The 23,253-nt window shown below is 67.8% G+C and carries 21 protein-coding genes; 9 read left to right on the top strand and 12 right to left on the bottom strand.

Annotation, left to right across the window (positions count from 1 at the left end):
- Positions 1–52: 52 nt before the first annotated feature.
- The 6 genes from ACN469_RS22080 to ACN469_RS22055 all read right to left on the bottom strand — a co-directional run bounded on the left by ACN469_RS22080 (position 53) and on the right by ACN469_RS22055 (position 7,754).
- Positions 53–373 carry a hypothetical protein gene (locus ACN469_RS22080; RefSeq protein ID WP_498770719.1) on the bottom strand — a complete coding sequence of 107 codons (321 nt, stop codon included), beginning with the start codon at positions 371–373 and terminating at the stop codon, positions 53–55.
- A 117-nt stretch (positions 374–490) separates the two neighbouring features.
- On the bottom strand, positions 491–2,254 hold the full coding sequence (locus ACN469_RS22075) for an alkaline phosphatase D family protein (RefSeq protein WP_498770718.1): 1,764 nt from the start codon (positions 2,252–2,254) through the stop codon (positions 491–493).
- Between the two features lie 98 nt (positions 2,255–2,352).
- On the bottom strand, positions 2,353–3,357 hold the full coding sequence (locus tag ACN469_RS22070) for an alpha/beta fold hydrolase (RefSeq protein ID WP_498770717.1): 1,005 nt from the start codon (positions 3,355–3,357) through the stop codon (positions 2,353–2,355).
- 157 nt (positions 3,358–3,514) lie between these two features.
- Entirely contained in the window at positions 3,515–4,750 is a 1,236-nt protein-coding gene (locus ACN469_RS22065; RefSeq protein ID WP_498770716.1) for an MFS transporter, read from the bottom strand.
- 281 nt (positions 4,751–5,031) lie between these two features.
- On the bottom strand, positions 5,032–6,639 hold the full coding sequence (locus tag ACN469_RS22060) for a CapA family protein (RefSeq protein WP_498770951.1): 1,608 nt from the start codon (positions 6,637–6,639) through the stop codon (positions 5,032–5,034).
- A gap of 581 nt (positions 6,640–7,220) precedes the next feature.
- Entirely contained in the window at positions 7,221–7,754 is a 534-nt protein-coding gene (locus tag ACN469_RS22055) for a DoxX family protein (RefSeq protein ID WP_498770715.1), read from the bottom strand.
- A gap of 178 nt (positions 7,755–7,932) precedes the next feature.
- On the opposite strand from ACN469_RS22055, the gene ACN469_RS22050 reads away from it, so the two are divergent.
- A complete protein-coding gene (locus tag ACN469_RS22050) occupies positions 7,933–8,889 on the top strand; it encodes a hypothetical protein (protein ID WP_498770714.1) in 957 nt (318 codons plus the stop codon).
- A gap of 84 nt (positions 8,890–8,973) precedes the next feature.
- Here the strand turns inward: ACN469_RS22050 and ACN469_RS22045 are convergent, their stop codons facing one another.
- A complete protein-coding gene (locus ACN469_RS22045; protein WP_498770713.1) occupies positions 8,974–9,774 on the bottom strand; it encodes a tRNA1(Val) (adenine(37)-N6)-methyltransferase in 801 nt (266 codons plus the stop codon).
- 98 nt (positions 9,775–9,872) lie between these two features.
- Between ACN469_RS22045 and ACN469_RS22040 the strand changes: the two genes are divergently transcribed.
- Positions 9,873–10,937 (top strand): DUF2169 family type VI secretion system accessory protein, encoded by a 1,065-nt coding sequence (locus ACN469_RS22040; protein ID WP_498770712.1) that lies wholly within the window; start codon positions 9,873–9,875, stop codon positions 10,935–10,937.
- A gap of 58 nt (positions 10,938–10,995) precedes the next feature.
- Here the strand turns inward: ACN469_RS22040 and ACN469_RS22035 are convergent, their stop codons facing one another.
- The gene (locus ACN469_RS22035) at positions 10,996–11,790 is read right to left on the bottom strand and encodes an Imm49 family immunity protein (RefSeq protein WP_498770711.1); all 795 of its coding nucleotides are present in this window, start codon (positions 11,788–11,790) and stop codon (positions 10,996–10,998) included.
- 102 nt (positions 11,791–11,892) lie between these two features.
- Between ACN469_RS22035 and ACN469_RS22030 the strand changes: the two genes are divergently transcribed.
- Genes ACN469_RS22030 through ACN469_RS22010 form a run of 5 tightly spaced genes read left to right on the top strand, consistent with a single transcriptional unit; the run spans position 11,893 to position 14,944 of the window.
- Entirely contained in the window at positions 11,893–12,765 is an 873-nt protein-coding gene (locus ACN469_RS22030) for an MXAN_0050 family toxin nuclease (protein WP_498770710.1), read from the top strand.
- Between the two features lie 15 nt (positions 12,766–12,780).
- Positions 12,781–13,365 carry an imm11 family protein gene (locus ACN469_RS22025; protein ID WP_498770709.1) on the top strand — a complete coding sequence of 195 codons (585 nt, stop codon included), beginning with the start codon at positions 12,781–12,783 and terminating at the stop codon, positions 13,363–13,365.
- Positions 13,366–13,394: 29 nt separating this feature from the next.
- Positions 13,395–13,979 (top strand): imm11 family protein, encoded by a 585-nt coding sequence (locus tag ACN469_RS22020; protein ID WP_498770708.1) that lies wholly within the window; start codon positions 13,395–13,397, stop codon positions 13,977–13,979.
- Between the two features lie 7 nt (positions 13,980–13,986).
- The gene (locus ACN469_RS22015) at positions 13,987–14,334 is read left to right on the top strand and encodes a hypothetical protein (RefSeq protein WP_498770707.1); all 348 of its coding nucleotides are present in this window, start codon (positions 13,987–13,989) and stop codon (positions 14,332–14,334) included.
- A gap of 25 nt (positions 14,335–14,359) precedes the next feature.
- Positions 14,360–14,944: an imm11 family protein gene (locus ACN469_RS22010; RefSeq protein WP_498770706.1), complete on the top strand. Its 585-nt coding sequence runs from the start codon at positions 14,360–14,362 to the stop codon at positions 14,942–14,944.
- A 6-nt stretch (positions 14,945–14,950) separates the two neighbouring features.
- On the opposite strand, the gene ACN469_RS22005 is transcribed toward ACN469_RS22010, so the two are convergent.
- Positions 14,951–16,108, bottom strand: a complete 1,158-nt coding sequence (locus ACN469_RS22005) for a hypothetical protein (RefSeq protein WP_498770705.1) — start codon at positions 16,106–16,108, stop codon at positions 14,951–14,953.
- Between the two features lie 94 nt (positions 16,109–16,202).
- Between ACN469_RS22005 and ACN469_RS22000 the strand changes: the two genes are divergently transcribed.
- Together ACN469_RS22000 and ACN469_RS21995 are read left to right on the top strand one after the other, a co-directional pair.
- Positions 16,203–16,667, top strand: coding sequence for a DUF4150 domain-containing protein (locus ACN469_RS22000; protein WP_163868660.1), 465 nt, complete (start codon positions 16,203–16,205; stop codon positions 16,665–16,667).
- Complete coding sequence (locus tag ACN469_RS21995) at positions 16,664–17,971, top strand: TIGR02270 family protein (RefSeq protein ID WP_498770704.1); 1,308 nt, start codon at positions 16,664–16,666, stop codon at positions 17,969–17,971. The genes ACN469_RS22000 and ACN469_RS21995 overlap by 4 nt, the downstream gene beginning before the upstream one ends.
- Positions 17,972–18,230: 259 nt before the next feature.
- Here the strand turns inward: ACN469_RS21995 and ACN469_RS21990 are convergent, their stop codons facing one another.
- The 3 genes from ACN469_RS21990 to ACN469_RS21980 all read right to left on the bottom strand — a co-directional run bounded on the left by ACN469_RS21990 (position 18,231) and on the right by ACN469_RS21980 (position 23,106).
- Complete coding sequence (locus ACN469_RS21990) at positions 18,231–20,111, bottom strand: extracellular catalytic domain type 1 short-chain-length polyhydroxyalkanoate depolymerase (RefSeq protein ID WP_498770703.1); 1,881 nt, start codon at positions 20,109–20,111, stop codon at positions 18,231–18,233.
- 292 nt (positions 20,112–20,403) lie between these two features.
- A complete protein-coding gene (gene gshB / locus ACN469_RS21985; RefSeq protein ID WP_498770702.1) occupies positions 20,404–21,369 on the bottom strand; it encodes a glutathione synthase in 966 nt (321 codons plus the stop codon).
- Positions 21,370–21,462: 93 nt separating this feature from the next.
- Positions 21,463–23,106, bottom strand: a complete 1,644-nt coding sequence (locus ACN469_RS21980; RefSeq protein WP_498770950.1) for a serine/threonine protein kinase — start codon at positions 23,104–23,106, stop codon at positions 21,463–21,465.
- Positions 23,107–23,253: the final 147 nt, after the last annotated feature.

The raw sequence follows: 23,253 nt of genomic DNA, 5'->3' as shown, positions 1-23,253 counted from the left end.
TGAAGGAGCCCGGCGCGTCACCTGGACGCGTCGGGCCTGGGACAGGAGGGCGTCAGTCCTCCTCCTCGACCTGCCGCTCCAGGACCCGCTCGCGTCCCTTCCGCTCGCGCTCCAGCTCGTCCGCTTCGTCGATGGGGCTGCGGATGTCGGGCACGTCGCCGCCGACGGGAGCGTCACTGTCGAGCGCGAACTTCTGCTCCCGGGTGCTGTGGATGGACTCGGCGGCGTAGAGGGGCCGGGTGTCATCCGCCTCAAGGCCCCGCTCCACGCGGTCCTTCGCGAAGGTCGGCTTGTGGTGGCCACCCTTCGAGGGGTCGTTCTTCTTGCTGCCCGTGGTCATGTCGCGCTCCTCGTCGAAGGGCGCGGAGTGCATCCCCACGCCGACTCCACATGGGTCTCAATGTCGGAGCGACGACAGCGCGCACCAAGCTCCGTGCAACGACAGCGGGGCCCGCCCGCATGGCCGCCGGGCGAGGTGGCGCCTCGGACCTCAGAACCGCGTCGCGACGAGCGGCGGAGGCTCCACCACCACCTGCATGGACAGCGACGTGTGCTCGGCCTCCCAGCGCAGCCACAGCTTGGGCCGAGCGATTTTCGAGCGCGCGGGCTCCACCCTCAATGACAGCCAGTTGCGCTCGCGCAGGTAGCGGCTCTTGCCCACCGGGAGCAGCTCCGTCTGCATGTACGAGGGCAGGTCATCCACCGACTCCTCCGCCAACAGCCGCATCCCCATGAACTGGAGCAGGTTGGGGGGAGGGTGGACGATGCCCGAGGACGTCACCTGCTCGATGGCCGCCTCCGCGAGGCCCGCGGGGATGTGGTCGGGATTGCGCGAGCGGATGAGCCCGCGCGCGCCCACGTGCACGTCTCCGGACACCACCGTCACCGCGCAACACGACGTCTTCGCCAGTTGGAGCAGGTCCACCATCAACCGGATGCGCTCGCCGCGATGCACGACGGACTCCCACTGGTCCAGCATGTCGTCGTGCAGTTCCGTGTCGCCGCCCACCGTCTCCACCGACGGCCCGAAGCGCAGGTGCACCAGCGGAATGGAGGACAGCACGATGACGTGCCTCGGCTTCACCCCCGCGTCCCTCGCGTGCTCATGGCGCCACGCATCCAGCGCGCCCCATTGCTCCGGGCTCATCACCTGGTGCGCCATCTTCCCGTGGACCTGTCGCCGGTACGTGCGCCCGCTGCGCAAGTCCAACGCCACCAGGTCCACGTCGCACTCCCCGCCCACGAAGCGCAGCGTCTGGAGATAGTGCGCGTCACAAGGCCTGCGCCTCGAGGGCCGCTTCTCCTCCGTCTTCAGTCCGCCCAGTTGGAAGGCCTCGAAGGCCAGCGCGGCGGCGCTGTAGATGGACTCGAACCACTCGCAGGACTGCAACGCCTCGTGCGAGCCCCAGCCGTCGAAGATGTCGTGGTCGTCCCAGGTGAACAGGCCTGGCACCCGCGCCAGCATGGGCGCGATTCCCGCCGAGCCGCTCCACCGCTCGCAGTACAGCTCCACGTAGCGCGCCAGCATCTGCTCGTGGAAGCCCGGGGGCGGCCCGAAGTCCCGGTCCAGCTTCTGCTCCAGCTCCCGCTTGCGGAACTCCACCAGCGGCTCCTGGTCCAACAGCGAGTCCGCGTACACCTGGTCTCCGCCGCCGAGCAGCAGCTCGAAGCCTCCCTCCCGCGTCTCCTCGTGCTGGGCCAGCATGTCCGCCCAGCAGCCGAAGGGCCGCTTCATCCGCATCACCGAGCCCCACGTCTTCGCGTCGCTGGCGCCGTTGCAGGAGAAGAAGGCCGCGCGAGGCAGGGCGCCCTTCGCGGGCACCACCACCGTCTTCACGTCCTCCCCGCCCCACGGCTTCACCGGGTTGCCTCGCGCGGCGAAGTCCACCTGCGACAGCGCGGGGCAGCCCTCACCGGGCTCGAAGCGGTACATCACCCGCGTGGGCGAGTCCTCGCGCGAGAGCGTCACCTCCCATCGCCACATCACCCCGGCGGCCTGGCCACCCAGCGCGGAGAAGTCAGCCACTGACTCGGGTGGAGCATGGACGGCGTCCGGTAGCTCCGTGCCGTCGATGCGCTGGAAGCGAAGCCGCAACGGCGGGGGCCGCGAGGGGTCCGAGTCCCCGAGGTACAGGTTCACGAAGAAGGACCACGTGTCCCCAGACGGCTGGTTCCTCGCGTACAGCATCGGCCCGAGCAGCTTCTTCATCAGCGCCCCCCCGGTCTGCACCAGGGCCGCAAGCCCCGGATTCACGGACTCTAATCCGGAACCCGAGGGACAGGAGCCCATGCGGGGAGTGTGTCTGGCGTCCCCAAGTTACCCACAGGCCCGGAGGGAGGGGCGAGGCGGGCCTACTTCGCGAGGAAGTCGAGCACGGCGGCGTGGAACTTCTCGGGGGCCTCGAGGTGGGGGATGTGGCCGACGGCGGGCAGCTCCACCAGGGTGGCCTGGGGAATCGCCTGGGCGGTCTTCTTCCCGAGCCGAGGGTACTGGCCGAGCGTCGCGGCGACGTCGGCGGGCACCTTGCCTCGGCCGATGAAGGTGCGGTCCTCCTGGCCGATGACGACGAGGGTGCGCGGCTTCACGAGCGGGAACTCGTGGGACACGGGCTGCTCGTAAATCATCTGCGACGTCGCGGCGGCCACGCGGGCCAGGCGCGGGTAGTCGCCGCTGAGCGTCTGTCGGTAGAGCACCTGGACCCAGACGTCGTACTCGGGCTTCCACTTCACGTAGTACGTCTCGTGGTACTTGCGCGTGGACGCCTCCGTCACGGCGAGCTGCTCGCGGTAGTACGCCTCCGTGGGCTGCCAGGGCGCCTTCTCGCGGTAGTCCTCCAGGCCGATGGGGTTCTCGAGGATGAGCCGCTCGGTGGTCTCCGGGTACATGAGGGCGAAGCGCGTGGCGAGCATGCCGCCCATGGAGTGGCCCAGGATGACGGCCTGCTTCACGCCCAGCGAGTCGAGCAGCTTCTTCGTCAGCGAGGCGAGCGTGTGGAAGCTGTAGTGGAGGTCCGGCTTGGACGAGCGGCCGAAGCCGAGCTGGTCCGGCACGACGACGCGGTAGCCCGCGGCGGTGAGGGCGCGGAGGGTGGACTCCCAATACGCGCCGAAGAAGTTCTTGCCGTGCAGCAGCACCACGGTGCGGCCGTTGGCGCGCGCGGTGGGCTTCACGTCGAGGTAGGCCATGCGCACGTCCTGGCCCTCCACCGTCAGGGGCAACTGCTGCACGGGGAAGGCGGAGGGGAGGCCCTCCAGCGCGGTGCCGAGCGGCTCGGCGCTGGCCTTCGTCTGGGCGAGGACGGGCGGGGCCGACAGCAGCAGGGCAGTCAAAGCCAGGAGGGAGGGACGGACGGACATGCGGTGGGGCTCCTCTCGGAAGGGGGTCGGCGTCCGTGTGTAGCGCGCGAGGCACCGGGCCGCAGGGCCTTCGGCACCTGAACCGACCTTCATGTTCGGAGGAGGACCCCGGACACGCCCTCATCGTGGAGGGCGTGGGCACCGAGGGTGCGGGAGGTCAGCTCGGGGAGCGCTCGAAGCTGCGCGGGCTGAGCAGGCGCAGCGTGAGCACCAGGGCGAGGAACAGGACGCTGGCGCTGATGGTGACGAAGCGCAGGCCCACGCGGTCCGCGAGCGCGCCCTGGGCCCACACGCCCGCCGCGTACGCGCCGCCGAGCACCATGCTGTACAGGCTGCTCACGCGCGCCTGGAGCTCGCGAGGCACGCGCGCGGTGGCGAAGGCGTGCAGGCCGCTCATCAGCGTGAGGTAGTTGGCGCCGAGCACGAAGATGCCGGCTGCGGCCACCATCAGCGTGGGTGACATCCAGTAGAGCGCGGACACGCCGCCGATGGACAGGGCGGCGAAGCCCAGCAGCTTGCGATGACCGAGCGTGTCCGCGAGCGTGCCCACGAGCACGGCGGCCACCACCGCGCCCGCGCCCTGACAGGCGACGAGCAGCGACGTGGCGGCGGCGCCCTGACCGAAGACGTTGATGGCGAAGACGGGCACCAGGCCGATGAAGGGCGCCACCAGCGCGGCGACGAAGAGCGTGCCCCACAGCACCAGGGAGATGTCCTCGTCCGTGCGCGCCACGGAGATGCCTCGGGTGATGCCGGCCCAGAGGCTCTCCACCGTGCGTGGGGTGTCACGCACGGGCATGCTCACGCGCGACAGCGCCACGAGCACGCCGACGAAGGACAGCGTGTTGACGAACAGCGCCCACGGCGGGCCACCCGCCTGGAGCACCAGCGCCGCGAGCAGCGGGCCCAGGATGCGCCCCAGGTTGTACTGCGCCGAGTTGAGGCTCATGGCGCTGTGCAAGTCACGGGGCGGCACCAGCTCCGCGAGCATCGCGGAGAAGGCCGGATAGGTGAGCGTGTTCGCGCAGCCGTTGAGCAGCGTGACGACACCGACGATGGGCACGCTGAGGTGGCCGGTGAAGGCGAGCACCGTGAGCACGGCGGCCAGCGCGAGCTGCACGGCGGTGCCCACCGCTACATAGGCGCGACGGTCGAAGCGGTCGGCGAGCGCGCCGCCCAGGGGCGACAGCACCAGCGAGGGAAGATAGGCGAGGGCGACGATGCCGCCGGTCCACTCCGCGCGGCCCGTCACCTGCGTGACGTACACGCCCATCGCCACCGTCTCCATCCAGGTGCCGATGTTGGAGATGAGCGCGCCCAGCCAGACCGCGAGATAGCCGGGATGCTCGAAGGCGCGAAGCGAGGAGAGCTGTGGCAGTCGAAGTGCGCGCACGGCGAAGTCCTTGTAACGCACGCGACTGAAACGCGCTTCCGCGAGCCGCGTCATGCTTGGTGCCGCAATCACGAGAGTGATGGTGCGACCAACAGTCAGGCTTCAGCGTGCGACGGGTGATGCGTCCTCGTGGCACACAGCTCACACGCGTGGCGTGCGGCACAGTCGCTCAGGCACGTCCTGATACGGCGCATTCCACGAAAGCCCAGCGGTGAATCGCGTGGGCGTGGGTGTGCGGTTGTCGGGACAGCGGTGTCCTCGTGTGAAGGAGGGCGCGAGGTTCAGCGCACGGAGACGGGGCCCTTGCCGGCGGGGCGGACGGTGCCGTCCTCGGAGATGCGGGCGCCGGAGTCGGGGAAGTCGGCGGCGGTGAGGTCCTGCAGGAGCTTGATGACGGCGCCCTTCTCGTCGGGGACGGCGATGCCCTTGTCCACTTGCTTCGTGGCGAGGACGCGGCCAGCGGTGAAGTCACCCGCGCGGTCCAGCTCCACCTCCAGCACCATGCCGAGCCCCTGCGGGCCCTTGAGGTTGAAGCGGCCGTAGGTGGCGAAGTTGCCGAGCGAGTACGCGATGAGGCGGCCCTTGTAGAACTCCAGGCCGCGCACGACGTGGGGCCCGTGGCCGATGACGACGTGCGCGCCCGCGTCCACCACGGCGTGCGTGAAGGCGCGCAAGTCGCCGCGGTCCTCGCCGAAGAACATCTCCCGGCCGTTGGGGACGTGGAGCGCCTTGCCGCCCTCTGCGCCGCCGTGGAAGGAGACGAGGACGATGTCGTGCTCGGCCGCCGCCGCGCGCACCAGGGCCGTGGCCGTGGCGGTGTTGTTGAGGTGGTTGCAGGAGGCCGACGTGTGGAAGGCCACCATGCCGATGCGCAGGCCGTTGCGGTCCACGGTCGCCACGGAGCCCGGAGGTCCGCTCCAGGCGATGCCGAGCGCGTCGAGCGTGGCCTCCGTCTCGCGGCGGCACAGCTCGCCGAAGTCACCCGAGTGGTTGTTCGCGGTGGAGGCCAGGTCCACGCCCGCGTCCTTGAAGAACTGGCCGTAGGCCGTGGGCGAGCGGAACGCGTAGCAGTTGCCGGACGAGCGGCACTTGGTCGTCTTGCCGTTGTCGCAGAGCGGGCCCTCGATGTTCGCGAAGGTGACGTCCGCGTCCTGCATCAAGGGGAGGACTCCCGCAATCACGCTACCGCCGCCATCGGGTGGCAGGTTGTCCTCGGGGAGGGTGGTGCCGAGCATCATGTCGCCCACGGCGCGGATGCGCACCTTGGCGTCGGCGGGAGGGGGCGGGCGGTTGCTGGCCTGCGGGGACTGGGAGAGCTTCGCCTGGAGGGCGGCCTGACCTCGAGCCTGGGCGAGCGCGGTCTCCAAGTCCGCGTGCTCGGGGTCGAGCTTATGGACCTCGGTCCACTCCGTGAGTGATTCCGCCCAGCGGCCTTCGACGGAGTACGCCCAGCCCAGCTCCCAGCGGCAGTCCACGCGCGAGGGCAGGGCCTTCACGCAGGCGGAGAGCTCGATGATGGCGGCGGCGGTGTCCTTCGACTTGAGGGCCGCGAGGCCTCGGACGTAGCGAGCCTCGGCTTCCTCGGGGGAGGGCACGAATGAGGCGCCGGAGCCCAGGGCGAAGGCCGCGGCACGGAGGGCGCCCGCGCCGGCTCGGGCCGCCGCGTTGCCGAGGTCGGAGACGGTGCCCTGCGCGGGAGCGGGTTGCACGGTGACGGTGGGCAGGGTGTTCGACGAGGAAGCCAGGGCCGGCTGCACCGTGGCGACGGGAGTGCCTCGGGCCAGCGCGGTGCTCACGGCCTGCGTCCCCGTGCGAAGCGCGGCGGAGGCCACGCTGGACGGAGACGGGCTCGCGGCGGAGCGTACGGAACCAGCGCCCGCGCTCAGCATCGCGGAGGCCACGCTGGCGTGAGTGGTGCCCACCACGGCCTTCACGGAGCCTGCCCCGGCGCTCATCGCGGCGGAGGCGACGCCCGAGGCGGCCTGGTTCGTCGATGCCCTCGCGGAGCTCTCGCTCGCATGGGTGGCCATGCCCGTATGGGCGACCACGACCACGCTCGCGGAGCCATCACCCGAGGCCACGCCCGGATGATCCGAGCCCAGCACAGCCCGCGCGGAGCCATCCCCCGCGCGCTTCGCGGCACTCGCGACCGAGGAGTCCACGCCCAGCGCGGAGCGCACGGAGTGGGAGCCGGCCGAGGACAGCAGCTCGGCGCTCTCGGTGACGGGCGCTGTGGAGAACTTGTGGGCGGGAGCGGGCTCGTGCGCCGGGGAGGTACCCGGCGAGGTGGCGAGCGCCAGCAGGACGAAGGCGGACGGAAGCATGGGCCCGCGCATCTTACGAGGCTCCGGGCCCTCCAGGGACAGCCCACATGTGCTCGCCTCATCAGCAGGCGGGCAGGCGACACACACATCCAGCCCCGACGCTGGCATGTGTGTCACCGGGCACCCTCACTCCCCCCGCGGGCCCCCTAGCCGATCAGGTCCAGGAGCCAGGAGCGACGGCGCTGACGAGGCAGCAGCCTCATCCGACGCAGCTCCTTGCGCTTCACCCGGTTCTCCACGGCGCTGTGCACCGACAGTGCCCCCGGTCCACGCAGCAGCAACCCGAGGGCGATGGCACACAGGGCGACGTTGAACTCGTACCCGCCCTTGGTGTTGTCGAAGCCCTTGGAGCCATGCACCTTCGCGATGGCGAAGGCCTGGGTGACGAGCACGGCCAACGCGGCGGGTCGGGTGGCGAAGCCCAGGATGGCGCTCACGCCCGCGAGGACCTCCGTCACGCCCGTGGCCAGCACCAGGGGCCGGGCGGGAGTGAGTCCGAGCTGCTCGAAGAAGCCCGCGTGCTGCTCGGTGCCTTCCTTGCGCAGCTTGGCCAGCCCATGGACCACCATCGTCGAGCCGAGTGACAGGCGCGGAGGCAGCAAGGCCGCCGCCTTGAGGATGTCGGGTTGCTCGGTCAGCATCACCGCGTTCATGCCCTGTTCTCCTTGCTGGGGGGCCATGCATGAGCCCCTCCGGGAAACCTGGGTACGTTGGGAACGGACCGAGCGCATCGCACGCAGGGCCCCATCGCCCTCCCTCGGTGAACAGGCGGGCTCACGGCCGCTCCACTCGATGCCTCACGGGTGGAAGACCCGGCGGCTCGACCCGGAGCACGGCCGGCGCCAGACCGGTCCGCCCATGGCCCTCCGCGACGTGTTGCTGTCCCTGGCGTTGTCGCTGTCCGCCCCGGCCTTCGCGCAAGAAGGCGTCACCGTGAGCGTGCGCTGCACGGAGACATGCACGGTGGTCTTCGACGGGAAGCGAGGGCGCCGAGTCAACGAGGCCCTCTGGGAGTTCCAGGGCATCACCCCGGGAGCCCGTCGAGTCGAGGCCACGGGAGTGCTCGGACGACCGCTGGCAAGCGGCTTCGCGAACATCCCCGACACGGCCCTGGCGACCGTCTACCTCGTCAGCAATCAGCGCATCGTCGTGCGCAAGGAGAGCACCACCTCACCCGGAACTCCCGAGTGGGTGGAGGGAACCGCGCGAGTCTCCCCCGGCACCGAGAAGACCCCGAGCCCTCCTCCGCCGCCACCGTCCACCGAGAAGAGCGTGGCCCTCGTGCGCTGTCTGGAGACCTGCACGGTGATGCTCGACGAGCGCAGGGGAACGCGTCGAGACGAGCGGACCTGGGAGTTCCGGAACGTTGAGCCCGGCAAGCGCCGCGTGGAGGGCACGGCGGACCTGCTCAGCCGGAAGCTCTTCGCCAGCTACATCGACGTGCCCGCGGGCACGGAGGCCACGTATCAGGGTGACTCGAAGGGCCGGGTCATCCTCACGCGACACCGTGCGCTCGCGGACGTCGAGGAGGCCCGTGAGCGGGCGGGGCTCGCGGACGCGTCGCGCTTGCATGTCCGCTGTCTCAAGTCCTGCGATGTGTCACTGGACGGCGCTCGCAAGGGTGAAGAAGGAGGCTCGGGTGGAGTCATCCAGGACGTGAAGCCAGGGCGGCGCGAGATGGCGGTGACGTTCACCCTGGGCAAGCAGCAGCGCCGCGTGACACTCGACGTGCCCCCGCGCAGCGAGGTGTTCATCACCGCGTCCGAGGGTGGCGGCCTCCAGGTGACGAACACGAAGCCCCTGGGCGCTGAGTAGTCGCTCAGTCGCTCTCGCGCGGAGGCAGGTCCTGCTCCGCGAGGAGCGGGTCCATCAGCGAGGCGACCTCGGGCGCGGAGCCGCTCAGTTGCTCTCGCTCGACGGCAGGGTCTGCTCCGCGAGGGGTGGGTCCATCAGCGCGGCGACCTCGGGCGCGTAGCCTCCAGGCCCCTCGCCGTGGACGACGAGCGGTGGGCGCACGGTGAGGCCTCTGTCCCTGTCCCGCACGGCCTGAACGAGGAACCGCGTCGCGGGGGCATCCACGCGCGCGTGCACGAAGCGCAGGACACGCGGATGCAGCTTCGCCTGGGCCAGCAACCCCAGCACCGCCGCCGCGCGCGACGCGGGATACACCAGGCTCACCAGTCCACCGGGAGCGAGTGCGTAGCGCGCCGCCGTGATGACGGCCTGGGCATCACAGGCCACCTCCGACTTGGAGATGGCGCGCTCGTCATCCGGACTGCGGATTCCCGCGTCGGCGACTCGAAACGGAGGGTTCGACACGACGTGGCCGTAGGCACCGCCGGTGACGAACTCCCGGATGCGACACAGGTCTCCGAGCACCGGCCGCACTCGGGCCTCACAGTCATTGAGCGCCACGGCACGAGTGAGCCGAGCAAACACCGCGGGCTGGAGTTCGAGCGCATCCACGGGCCCCAGGCCGAATTGTTTCACCAGGAGCAATGACACCACACCGCTGCCAGCTCCCAGCTCAAGGACAGGACTCGCTGTGCCCGTCGTGGACTCGGTGGCCGTGAAGTGCGCGAGCAGCACGGCATCCAGCGTGAAACGGTAGCCATTGCGTCGCTGAAACACGCGCACGCCCGCGGTGCCGATGGAGTCGACAGTTTCGTCCGGGCCGGGCTGGAGGTGGGAGGGCGTCACGGGGAATTCCAGCAAGCTTGCATCCGCGTCGCACACGCGTCCACTCGGCGGGCCCTGCCGTCCTGTCGTGGGCTCACGGGGACTGATAGAGATGAAACATGGGGCACCCGTCCACCGAGAATCGCACCCCGTTCACCTTCGAGCCCCTGTTCCTCACCGATGAGGTGTTGCGCCCCCTGTTCGTGCCGGTGGTGAAGGCGACGTTCGACTTGAAGCCTCGCGGCGCGCCGGTGCTCGCGGAGGAGCAGGCGCCCTTGATGGTGGCGGGCGAGCGCTGGGACGGAGAGGAGACCGCCAGCCTGCGCCTGGAGCCCGAGAGCGCTTTCACCAAGGTCGGCACGGACGTGGTGCTGCTGGGACACGCGCATGCGCCCAAGGTGGGGACGCGCGAGCTGCTCGCGGAGCTGCATGTCGGCCCCATCCACAAGCAGGTGCGCGTGGTGGGGAACCGGACCTGGTTCAAGAGCCTGGGTGGTATCGGCATCACCCAGCCGCTCGCCTTCGAGCGCATTCCCCTGCGCTACGAGCGGTCCTTCGGTGGCTGGGACAAGAGCGCGCAGGACGCCGCGAAACACGCGTTCGAGCCTCGCAACCCGCTGGGCACGGGCTTCCGAGCCAAGGGGAGTCGGTTCGAGGAAGGGCTGCGGCTGCCCAATCTGGAGTCGCCCAACGACGTGTTGAAGTTGTGGGGCCAGTGCCCGACGCCGATGGGGTTCGGCTTCATTGAGCCGCACTGGCAACCTCGTGCGTCCTACGCTGGGACGTACGACGACGCGTGGCGCAAGTCGCGCAGCCCGCTGCTGCCGAAGGACTTTGACCGGCGCTTCCTGAATGGCGCGCCCAAGGACCAGCTCGTCACGGAGTACCTGCGGGGCGGTGAGTCCGTGTTGCTCGCGCACGTGGCGCCCGGAGGGGTGATGGGCTTCAAGCTGCCCGCGCTGTCGCCGCCACGAGTGGTGGCCCCGCGAGCACGGAACCTGGACGACGTGGACCTGGAGCTGAAGCTGGACACCGTCGTCATCGACACGGATGCGATGAAGCTGTTCCTCGTGTGGCGAGGCACGTTCACCCTGCAGCGCGAGCCGACGGAGCTGCGTTCCATCCAGGTGACGTGTGATGGCGCGGAGAAGCTCGTAGCCGGGCAGCCCGTCGGGACGGGGTGACGTCCGAAGGCGCGGCGAAGCTCGTCCCCGGTCAATCCGTCGCCAAAGGTAACGCGGGCTACTGCGTCGGAGTCGTCTGGAGGGCCCAGTCGCCCGTGTACGTCACCGTCATGGGGACGCGGGCGAGGGGAGGGCAGTAGCGGAAGCTCGTGTCCTCGGGAGCGATGCCGGCACGCTCGGCCAGTCGCAGCAGGGCGAGTCCTTCCAGCCAGATGAACCGATGTGGCGCGAAGGACGTCACGGGCGTCGACTGCGAGCGAGCGCGCTTCTCGATGTCGAGGCCATGTTCGAGACACGCGGTGGAGAAGGCCTCGACGAAGGCGGTCCGGTCAGAGGAGGCCAGGGCCCGAGCGACGGCGACGCGGCTGGAGTAGGGCTCCTTGCCCACCTTCTCCAGGGGAACGAGCACGCGCTCCAGGGCGACGGGCGAGGCGGGTGGAGTGCGCGCGAGGAGCTGGAGGGTAGAGGCCCAGAGGAACTCGTCTTCGTATTCGGCGCCTTGTTGCCACTGAGTGCTGGAGGTGGCGGCAACGGCCTCGGCGAGAGGGAAGTGGCCCGCGGCGAGGGCACCCAGGAGGGGTGTATTGCGCCGGGCGGGGGGAGGGGGGAGGCCGCGAGTGCCGAGGAGCAGGTGGAGACGGCGAGCGTTCTCGGCCATCCGGCAGAGGTTGAGGAAGAACCCCTGGGGGTTGCCATCGACGAGCAGGGTGGCGACGGCGATGACGTGCAGGTCGAGGGTGATGCCGTCGAGCCGGGTCAGGAGGCTGGGGCGGTCGGCACCGGGTTCGAACCGGCTCAGTTTTTCACCCAGTGAGTCAGCCGCGTCAGCGCGAAGGGAAATCAGGCGAGCCATGGGAGAAGTGCGGGTGAGCGTAGCCTGGAAACGAGCCTTCGGGCAGCATTGACGTCAAGAGGCGGCGACCTTGCGCCAGCCTCGCTCCAGGTGGGTGTGCTCATGAGCAACCTCAGTGCGAACGAGATGAACACGGCGCTGTCGCAGCGCCTCTTGGCCATCTTCGAGCGAAGCCGGGACCGGAAGTACGCGGCGGCCAAGGAAGCCAAGAAGAATAAGCCGAAGCCCGCGGAGGAGTCCGCGGACGACGCGGACCATGTCGACAGCAACGCGCCGCCACGCGGGGTGCTCGGCAAGGACAACCACTACGCGCAGAATGGCTCGAACTACATCGGGTCGCTGGATGGGCGCGGCGTGTACCGGGTGTTCGACCATCCACACCTGGATGAAATCCGGGACATGGTGCGCGAGACAGCGGAGTTCCCGGGAGGACCGCCGGAGAACTTCAATCCGGGGGCGAAGGACAAGGAGAAGAAGCCCGCGCTCCAGAAGTATCCGTACGCATGGGAGGCCCACCACATCCTCCCGGGCTCGGCGTTCTACTACGAGCTGGAGAATGGACCGGTCTTCACCTACCAGCAGCTCCGACTGATTCTTCAGTCCGAGTACAACCTGAATCACGGTCACAACATCATCATGCTGCCGGACCAGGCGTGGGCAGTGCCGGTCCACGCGCTCCTGCAACATCCGGGTGACCATCCCAATTACACGCAGCAGGTGATGCGGCACATGAAGCGCATCGCCAGTGACATCCAGGCGAAGATCGACGCCAACAAAGACCACAAAGCGCTTGTTCTGGACATCTTCACCCAACTGAAAAACTTGGAGGAAGACTACTGGGATGTCCTCGTGAAGTTGAGCCGAGCCGTGGTGGCATCTGTCACCAAGGGCAAAGAATACAAGCATGCCCTCGTGCGCTACGCCCCCAAGGATCCGAAGGCCAAGAGCCGTTACGAGTGGGGCTCTCTCTATTAAGAAGCGAAAGGCTTTATGAATTACTTCATCTTCAAGATCACGGCAGAAGAAGCAGGGTTCATCGAGAGTTATCCTAGTGGTAGCCCGACGGACTGGAAATTCGACAGAGGCATCAGCCTCGCCAAGGAGTTTCCAACAGGCGGAGAGGTCTCCTTCTCCAAGAACTATCCTGATGACCGGAACCTCTACGACTTCCAGCCCAACTTGATGAGCACCCTCCTGGTTTCAGGACGGGCGCGCAAACTCATCGAGTCGCTGGAACTCACCAATGCCGAGTGGCTTCCTGTTGTGGTCAAAGACCACAAAGGCAACGTCGTCGGTCCCGACTATGCCTTCCTGAACTTGCAAGGTGCCGAAGATGCCATCGACATGGACCGCTCCAAGTACAGGATGAATGCCATCGACAAGGAGCAAATTGATCGCGTCAAGGATCTGGTGCTCAAGCATGACGCCATCAGTCCTCAGGCCAAAATGTTCCGCTGCACCATGGAGCGCCGCCTCATCCTTATCCGCGAAGATGTTCACGATGCCTTCGAGCAGGCAGGTTTGACAGGCTTCAAGGTCTACGAAGCCGAAGGCTGGGATGGCCTGGAAGTCTGAGTCCCCTAGAGCCGAAGGTAACCATTTTCATGAAATACTTCGTCTTCAAGGTCACGAATGGAGAAGCAGGTTTCATCGATAGCTACCCACGTGGAAGTCCGGCGGAATGGAAGTTCGATGAAGGCATCAGCCTCGTCCGGGAATTTCCCATGGGTGGCGAGGTCTCCTTCTCCGCTAACTATCCTGACCATGGGAATTTGTATGACTTCCAGTTCAATTTGATGAGCGATCTGCTCGTCTCCGGACGGGCGCGTAAACTCATCGAGTCGCTGGAGGTCACCAACGCCGAGTGGCTCCCCGTCGTGGTCAAGGACCAGCAGGGCAACATCGTTGGTCCGGACTACGCCTTCCTCAATTTGCAGAGCGCTGAAGACGCCATCGACCTGGAGCGATCGGTCTATCGGATGAATGCCATCGCCAAGGACCAGATCAGTCGCGTCAAGAAGCTGGTACTCAAGTCTGACGCAATCAGTCCCCAAGCCAAAATGTTCCGCTGCACCATGGAGCGCCGCCTCATCCTTATCCGCGAAGACGTACATACTGCCTTCGTCGAAGCGGGACTGACTGGCTTCAAAGTCTATAATGCTGAAGGCTGGAACGGCCTGGAGCTCTGAAATCGCCATGTTCGAAGCCAATTGCATCGAAGAACAGCCCGCTGACATCGTCGCTCGGGTCCTCGAGGAACAGGTGCCGTGCTTCGTCACGGCGCGCGAGGGAGTCCGTGGGATTCTGCTTCCCCTGGATGAGGTCTACACCGAGGTCCTGGAGTTGCATTCTCGCGTCATCGACGCCCAGATGAAGGACCTGGTCCGACCCGGCAAGGACATGGCCATGTACTGCATCCAGGTCAGCCTTTCGGACGAACATGACGCCATCCGCTTCAGTGATGAAGAGGGGGAACCCGTCCTCGCACTGGTGGGCGCCATGCGCTTCCTGCGTTGGATGGAAGAGTCCGAAGAGGAAGCATGAAGTACGTTCGAGCACAGGACCGGCTGTGAAGTACTTCGTCTTCAAGGTCATGGCCGAGGAAGCAGGATTCGTCGACGAGTACCCTCGTGGCAGTCCGACGGATTGGAAGTTCTCGAAAGGAATCAGCCTCGCAAGGGCGTTCCCCATGGGAGGCGAGGTTTCCTTCTCGGACAACTACCCCGAAAGCCGGAACCTCTACGACTTCCAACCCAACCTGATGAGCGCCCTCCTGGTTTCAGGGCGGGCTCGCAAGGTCATCGAGTCATTGGGAGTCACCAACGCCGAGTGGCTCCCCGTTGTGCTCAAGGACCAAGAGGGCAACGTCGTCGGTCCTGACTATGCCTTCCTCAATCTGCTCGGCGCCGAAGATGCCATCGACATGGACCGCTCGGTCTACGACATGAATTTCATCGTCAAGGACCAGATTGGTCTCATTGAGAAGCTGGCGCTCAAATCCGGCACCATCCATCCACAGGCCAAGATGTTCCGCTGCACCACGTATCTCCGCCTCATCCTCATCAGCGAAGACGTCCTCGCCGCCTTCGAGCAGGCAGGACTCACCGGCTTCAAGGTCTATGAGGCCGAAGGCTGGAACGGCATGGAGCTCTGAGCCCCGCTACGTGCCCCGCTTGCGCCCCGCCGTCAGGTGGATGACCGCCCGCTCTCCTGCCTCCGCCGAGGAGAGCACCAGCACCACGGGCGCAGGCGCGTAACCCCGCTCCAGTGCCCGAAACGTCAGCGCAGTCGCCACGGCTCCTGACGCCACTCCCGTGTGCCCGAAGCTCTTCGCCGGCATCCACACCGCGCCTCGCTCGAAGCGGGCATCCGTGTCCCTCAGGCGCACCTGGAGCATCCCCCACTCGAACGCCCTCGCGTACTGGCCATCATGGTCCGACACGAGCAACGGCGCGGACGCCTCCGCCCCCATCGGCCCCAGCGCCGCGAGCACCTGCCGCGTCAGCTCCTGACCATCCGGCGGCTGCTCCCCATCCAACAGCGCCGCATCACGCCCCTGCGCCACCCGCACCACCGCCAGGCTCGGCTCCACCGGTGCTTCACGCCCCAGCAACAGCGCCACCGCAGCCTCTCCCGCCATCAACCCCGTGGCCATCCCCGGCGTCTTGAGCCGCTCCCGCTGATGCAACAACGTCAGCGTCTCCGGCGAGACGAAGCTGTCCACCGCGCACACCAGCGCCCGCTCCACCTTCGAACCTCGCAGGTCGTCTCCCGCCGCAGCCAACGCCTGCGCGAAGGCCACGTTCCCCGCGTGGAACGCCTTCACCTGTCCCCTCCACGCCGGCAAACCCAACGCCTGCCACGTCCCCTTCACCAGCCGGTCCACCAGCAACGCGATGCGCTCCGACACCAGGTCCGGGTCCTCCTCGAACGGGTCCTTCTGGGTCGTGAAGCCCCGCGCCTCCGGGTCCGGCAACACCAGGTAGAGCCCCACGTGGGGCCCCAGCGCCCGCAGGTCCTCCCGCGCGCCCAGGTCCACCAGCGCCTCCGCCAGCAGCGCCACCAGCCGCCCCACGCCCGAGAACCCCAGGGTGGCATCTCCCGCCGCGTGCACCGTGACGGGGCTCGGCTCCTCGTCGCCCTTCAGGAAGACCTCGAAGTCGGGCGCCGCCGACGGCCAGGCCGTCCCCGCTCGAAACGCCGCCGAGGCGGGCCAGAGCCCCCCCAACGACGACGACATTCCCATCACCTGGACCCATCCCACCATGCGCGCCTCGGCCTCCATCGCCGTGAAACAGAGTCTTCCACGAGGCGTCATCACGAACCACCGCCCCCGCTCGTGCCAGCGCCCCGGGAGCGATACACTTGTCTCACGACACACGAGGCCCCGGCCTCGTCAGGAGTCACCCACCATGAGCGCGACCGTCGGTGTCAACAAGCTGTCCGTCGTCCACAAGGATACCGGCGGAAACACCATCGCCTTCCCGGACGTGTGCAAGACGCCCAGCCCCGCCGGCCCCATCCCCATCCCGTACCCCAACATCGCCATGTCCTCCGACACCGCGAAGGGCACGAAGAAGGTCTCCGTGGACGGCAAGCCCGTCTGCGTCGAGGACTCCAACTTCAGCACCAGCAGCGGTGACGAGGCCGGCACCGCGGGCGGCGGCGTCGCCTCCAGCAAGACCAAGGGCAAGGCCGAGTTCGTCAACTACTCCTTCGATGTGAAGTTCGAGGGAAAGAGCGTCGCCCGGACCTTCGACCTCATGCTCCACAACGACAAGAACACCCCGCCCGCGCCGCTGCTCCAGGGGCCCGTCATCGCGCTCGGCCAGGACGAGATGAAGGCCAGGTGCCTGGTCTGCGAAAAGGAGCTGTGAGGCTTCGCCGGCCCACCGTTCGCTGGGAGCTGCTCGAGCATCACCTCGAAGAAGCCGAGTTCCTCTGGACCCAATGGGAACAGGCTCTCTGGAGTCCGGAGCTCACCCTTCCGGAGGTCTCGCAGGGGGACGAGGGACGTCTGCTCGCCCATCTGGATGCGCTCGTCCTGGGAGGTCCTCCCGCGGCCCGGCGCTTCCTGCTGCCCGCCCTCGCCTCCGAGGAACCCGCTCGTATCGCCGTGGCCACCTGGGTGCTGCTCACTTCCGAGGATACGAGCGGACACGAGGCCGTCTTCAAGTGCCTCGAAGCCACTCCCGAGGAGGCGGGACCCGGCATCCTCCGCGCACTCGAGTTGCTCGCGCGTGATGACCTCCACGCGGCCTTCCTGAAGCGACTGCCCGGACTTCCACCGGAGGTCCAGGCGGGACTCGTCCGCGCGAGACGACTCCAGCGGCTCGCCTTGCCCGACACGCTGAACAGGGACGAAGCCCTTCAGGCCGAGGTCCTCCGCGCCCTGCCGTTCTCGCCTCGGACCGCGCTGGGCGACACCCAGGTGAAGCGCGCGCTCGGCCACGACAGCGCCGTCCTGCGTGACGCCGCGCTGGAGGTGGGCCTGCTGTTCGGCTCACGTGACGCATGGAACCTGGCTCGTGAGCGGGCCCTGTCCCAGGAGCCCTCTCCGCGCACGGCGCTGCTCTCGCTGGCCGTGGCGGGAGACTCGAAGGACTTCGCGGACCTGGTGGGTCGGCTCTCGGATGAACACGTCCGCGAGGAGGTCATCTGGGCACTGGGCTTCAGCGGCAAGCTCGCCGCCGCGGAGGCACTGCTCCCCCTGCTTCATGACGAGGATTGCGGGCTGCTCGCCGCGTCGTCCTTCGCCGCCATCACCGGCCTGCCCCTCGAACCGCCCTTCATCCTGGAGGAGCTCTCCGAGGAGGACTCCGCCGAGGAGGAAGAGGAAGCTCCCTCGCCAGAAGACTTCCGCGAGACGCTGCCCGGGCCTCGGGTGCTGCCCGGACGCGTGGATGCCCACGCCGTGGAGCACTGGTGGACGGGGCGACGCGCGCACCTGACGCAGACGGAGCGCTACCTGCGGGGTGTCCGCCTCACGGTGGAGGGACTGGCCACGGCGCTGGAGACAGAGCCGATGCGACGCCGTCCCGCGCTCGCCTGGGAGGCCGCCCTGCGCAGCGGCGGCGCGCTCTTCATCGAGCCCCGACTGTGGAGCCACTCGCAGCGACAGCAGGCACGGACCCTGGTGGCGCAGCTCACGCGCGGCTGGAACCGTTTGCAGAGCCGATGAGAGCCCTCTACGCCACGCACTCATTGAGGCCGTATGTCTGGCTCACGCAGGAGACAGCTCGATGGGCCGCTGAGCCATCTGCCCCACGTGCTCATCGAGAACGTGTCTGACTCGCGCGGGAGACAGCTCGACGGGCCGCCGCACCCCACAGGTCCGAGCCCACCGTGAATACAGGCGCGCATCACCCACTCACGCGAGACACCTGAAGCCACGGCGGAAGAGGGGACAGTGGGCACGCCACCGTCCCCTCCGTTTCACGCTACTGCGTGTACACGACGGTCAGCACCGCGTTCGTCGAGTCCTTCACGAACAGGTACTGCGTCGCCGTCTGCTCCTGGCTGAAGCGCAGCCGGAGCTGCGTCCTCCCCGTCTTGTTGAGGGAGACCAGGCCCGAGTCGCTGAAGTCCGCCGAGGCCTTCGCCCCGCTCGCGAACTTGTCGATGCTCGCCACCGCGCTCGCACCGGCCGCCGCCGCCCAGTCACCCACTTCCGTGGACGCGGCGTTGAACGTCCCCGCCTTCACGTCGATGACCACCGTGTTCCCGGCCGGCGACGACCACGGGTCTCCCGAGCCCGACGAGTAGCTCACCGTGAGATACGCCCGCGTCACCGTCGCGCCATCCGGCAGGCTCGACGTGTCGAACGAGAGGAAGGAGCGGTTGTACTTCCCATCCGTCCCGCGCCCCAACGCCAGGTTCGTCAGCGTCCCCAGCGCCGCGCCGCTGCCGTCCGCGTTCGCCTTCAGATAGCCATCCTCCGCCGCGATGCTGGTGAAGGTGGCCGTCATGGACGTCGGCGTCCCCGTGTTGTTCACCGTGACGCTGGTATCGCTGTCCGTCGCCTGGTTGCCCGCGGCGTCATACGCCCGCGCCCCCAGCGTGTGCGCGCCGTTGCCCACGCCCTGGCTGTTCCAGGTGAACTCGTACGGCACCGCCGAGGCCGAGGCCACCGGGCTGCCATCCACCAGCAGCTCCACCCGCGTCACTCCCACTGCGTCCGACGCGCTCACCACCACCTTCACCGCGCCACTCACCGTCGTCCCGCTCGCCGGAGACGTCACGTTCACCGCGGGCGGCGTGGTGTCACCGCTCGGCTCGCCACCACCACCGGTGATTCCGAAGAACTTCGCCTGGTGGTAGACGGCGCAGATGTTCATGTCGGTCACGAACCCGCCAACGGAGCCACACGCCGTGGTGCTCCCGGGGAAGTTGTACTGCGCGTCGAACGCCACCGCGTGACCCATGCCGGTGATTTCCCACGTCTCCACCAGCGCCCGGCCCGCGCCATCGCGGTAGACCTTGTGCGGGAAGCCCGACACCGTCTCCGTCGTGTCAGGCGTCTGGTCGATGCCGTGCGCGTTGGTCCACTGCTCCATCGCCTCCGTGCCGTTCATCGGCCGGACGGTGAAGTCGCTCGTCCCGTACCAGATGGACACCGGAGGACGCGGACCGGTGTAGCCGGGGTAGCCGCCTCGCACCAAATCGCCCCAGGCCGCGGGCGTCTTGTCCGTGCCCGGGCTCATGCACGAGAACGCCGCGTTCATCGACGTGGCGCACTTGTACGGCCCTCCCGCGTTGATGGCTCCCGCGGAGAAGACGTCCGGATACACGGAGAGCAGCGCCGGAGCCATGTACCCACCGGCCGAGAAGCCCACGACGTACACCCGCGATGCGTCGATGGAGTACGCCGCCTTCATCGCGTCCACCATCTGCTTGATGGACAGCGCCTCGCCCGAGCCGCGCGCGATGTCACCCGGCTCGAACCAGTTGAAGCAGCTGGTGGCGTTGTTGCCGCTCGCCTGCTGCGGATACACGACGTAGAACTTGTAGACGTTGGCCGCCGCACTCCAACCACTCGCCTCCATGCCCGTCGCGTTCTGCGTGCAGCCATGGAGCACCACCACCAGCGGCGCGTTCGCCGGTACGCCCGTCGGCACGTGGCGATACATCGCCAGGTTGCCCGGGTTGCTGCCAAAGCCCGTCACCTGCGTCAGCCCTTGCTCGGACTGCTGTAGCTCCGGCTCGGTCAGCGCGGAGGGCTCGGCGTCGAGCCCGCCACAGCCCACGACTCCCGCGAACAACCACGCGGCGAGGGTGAATCGAGAACACGTCGAAGTGAAGCGAGGACGCTGCGAGGACATGGTGCCTCCCGGGCCGCCATGGGGGGAAAGGACGGCCACGGGCCGCAACGTGACTCCCCCGCACTTCCCGGGTTCAAGGCGCGCCGCGTCGCCTCGACGGTGAAATCTGAACCAGGATTCATTTTATGCACCGCGTCGAAGTTCCATGAAACATGAACCATTCTTCAGTTCACGCTTCGCTCGGGAATCCGGCTCCGGACGCGGCACCGCCCGAAACGCCGAGCCAACGTCCTCCGTCCGGCGCGAAACAACCGACCTTCGCGGAGTGCGACTCGGCGCTGCCCTGCGTCCCTCAGGCCGAAGGACGCTCGGCGGCGAGTCGCTCGGCCACGTCGAGCACGCGGGCCTCCACGCACACGTCATCCAGGTGGTTGGCTTCCACCAGGCCCGTGGGGCTCGTCACGTTCACCTCGGTGAGGTAGTCGCCGAGCACATCGATGCCCACGAGCAGCAGGCCCCGCTTGCGCAGCTCCGGCTTGAGCCGCTCGCAGATCTCCAAATCACGCGCCGTGAGCACCGCCTTGTGAGGCGTCCCACCGGCGGCCATGTTGCCCCGGTGGTCATCACCGGACGGCACGCGCAGCACGCCACCCACCGGCTCGCCGTCCACCATGATGATGCGCTTGTCGCCCAGGCGGCTCTCCGGGATGTACGCCTGCGCGACGACGGCCTCGCGGCCTCCCTGGGTGAGCAGCTCCACGGTGGAGCGCGCGTTCCGGTCTCCCTGGGACAGGAAGAGGATGCCCTTGCCGCCAAAGCCGTCGATAGGCTTGATGATGGTGCCCTGCTCGTTGCGGGCGATGAAGTCCAGCAGCACCGGCAGCTCGCTGGTGATGCGAGTGTCCGGCATCAGGTCCGGATAGCGCAGGGCGAAGAGCTTCTCGTTCGCGTCGCGGATGCCCGCCGGGTCGTTGATGAAGACGGGCTTGCGGCCCTGACACAGCTCCACCAGCTGCGTGGCGTGGAGAAACTCCGCGTCGACCGGCGGGTCCTTGCGCAGGAAGAGCACGTCCAGCTCCGACAACGGCCGCGCCGTCTCGTCGAGCACGTCGAAGTGCCGCCCCGGCTCCCGGCGCACCGTGACATGGCGCATGCGCGCCTCCGCGCAGCGCCCGTTGAACCGCAGCCACCCCTGCTCGAAGTAGAGCACCCGATGGCCGCGCTTCTGCGCCTCCAGCATCAGCGCGAAGGTGGAGTCATGGTCCACTCGCACTGTCTCGAGCGGGTCCATCAGGAAGCCAATGGTGAGCGCGGCCATAGTCTCGTCGCAGGTGGTTGAAGGGGGCGCGACGATAACAGGACCGCGTGTCACATCCCCAGCTTCATGGGCCAGCAGGCAAGCCCGCCGCCCCTACGGCAAGTCCTTCCAGTGCTTGAAGTTGAGGATCATCGGTTCTTTCGCGTCGATGACCACCGGAAGGGTGCGCCACTTTCCCTCGGGGTCGAGCACCTTCAGGGTGTGCTTGCCCACTGGCAGCAACATCTTGAACATGGGGAGTTTTCCCGCATCCTTGCCGTCCACCTTGAGGGGCGCTTTATAGGTGGGCGTCGCCGCGTCATTCACGACGAACGTCAGCATGCCCATCGCCCGTGAGGACTTCACGGCGAGCGCCGGCTTCCTGTCCTTGTCTTCTTCCTGATGGGCCGAGGTCGGCTTGACCTTCTCCGGCTTCTTCACCGGCTCTGGCGCCTCCGCCACCGCTCCCCCATCCGCGGGCCCCGGGTAGATGGGCAGTCCCGGGTCGAACCTCTTCAGCTCCCCCCCAGGCGGCTCCTGCTCCACCACGGGCGTCATCGTCTCGTCCATCACGCTGCTCAAGCGCACGGCGCCATAGCCACCGCCCCCGAGGATGCCGAGCAGCACCAGCCCCCAAAGGGCGTTCGAGCGCAAGCGCTGTCCGGGCGTCAGGTCCGTGTCCGCCGGAGGCTGTCCGTCCCGGGGCTTCACCGTGGACATCTTGCGAGAGGCCTTCTTGAGGTTCGGCACCGACGGGTTGCCCGTCCGGGGCGTGGCCTGGTTCTCGCGCGCCGGCAGGTACGGCCCGTCATCCCCGCGAAGGGCGCGCTTGGCGGCGTCCAGCATCAGGCCGTTGGTGGTGCCGTCCGCGCTCTCCAGCAGCGCGCGCGTGGCCGCCATCCGCTCCGTGAACAGCTCCTTCATCAGCGAGCCACGGTGGTCCGCGTCCTGAATCAGCGAGCCCGCCGCCGCTTCAATCGCCCGCGCCATGTCCCGGCCGTTGGCAAAGCGCTTCTCGCGGCTGCGCTCCAGCGACTGCATCACCACCTTGGAGACCTGCTCGGACACGTGCGGCGTGACGTGCGTGGGCCAGGGGATGGGCGCCTCGAGGATCTTCATCATCTCGTCGCGCTCCGTCCGTCCCGCGAACAGGCGCGCGCCGGTGAGCATCTCGTGCATCATCACACCCACCGAGAACAAGTCGCTGCGACCATCCAGCTTGTCGCCGCGCACCTGCTCCGGAGACATGTATCCGGTGGTGCCCTTCACCGTGCCCGCGTGGGTGCGCTCCAGGCTGCCCTTCGCCTTGGCGATGCCGAAGTCGAGCAGCTTCACCATGCCGTCGTACGTCACCATGATGTTCTTCTGGGCGACGTCACGGTGGATGACGGGGCTGGGCTCGCCCGAGGGCGCGGTGAAGGTGTGCGCGTAGTGCAGCGCCATGCAGACGTCGCGCGCCACCGACAGCGTGAAGCCCAGCGGCACCGGCTGCCGGGCGCGCAGGCACGCGCTCGTAATCTGGTTCAGGTTCTGCCCGGCGATGAACTCCATCGCCAGGTAGAGGCCGTCCTCCTCCTGCCCCAAGTCAAAGACCTGCGCGATGTTGGGGTGGTTGAAGGCCGCGGTGATGCGCGCCTCGTCCAGGAACATCCGCTCGAACTGCTCGTTGTCCCGAGCGTCCGGCAGGATGCGCTTGACGACCACGTATTTACGGAAGCCACCCGGACCCGAGGTGAAGCCGAGGAACAGCTCGGCCATGCCACCCACGGACAGCTGCGTGACGACCTCGTACTTCCCGATGCGCTCGCCCCGATAGAAATCGATGGGTGCAACCTCCACGACAGCGCCCCGACACCGGAGCAGCACCGCAACGGAGGATAACAGGCTTGTAGGGCGCGGACGTGC

Source organism: Corallococcus terminator, from assembly GCF_049194865.1.
Taxonomy (GTDB): Bacteria; Myxococcota; Myxococcia; order Myxococcales; family Myxococcaceae; genus Myxococcus; species Myxococcus terminator_A.
This window is presented reverse-complemented; position numbering and strand designations above follow the sequence as displayed.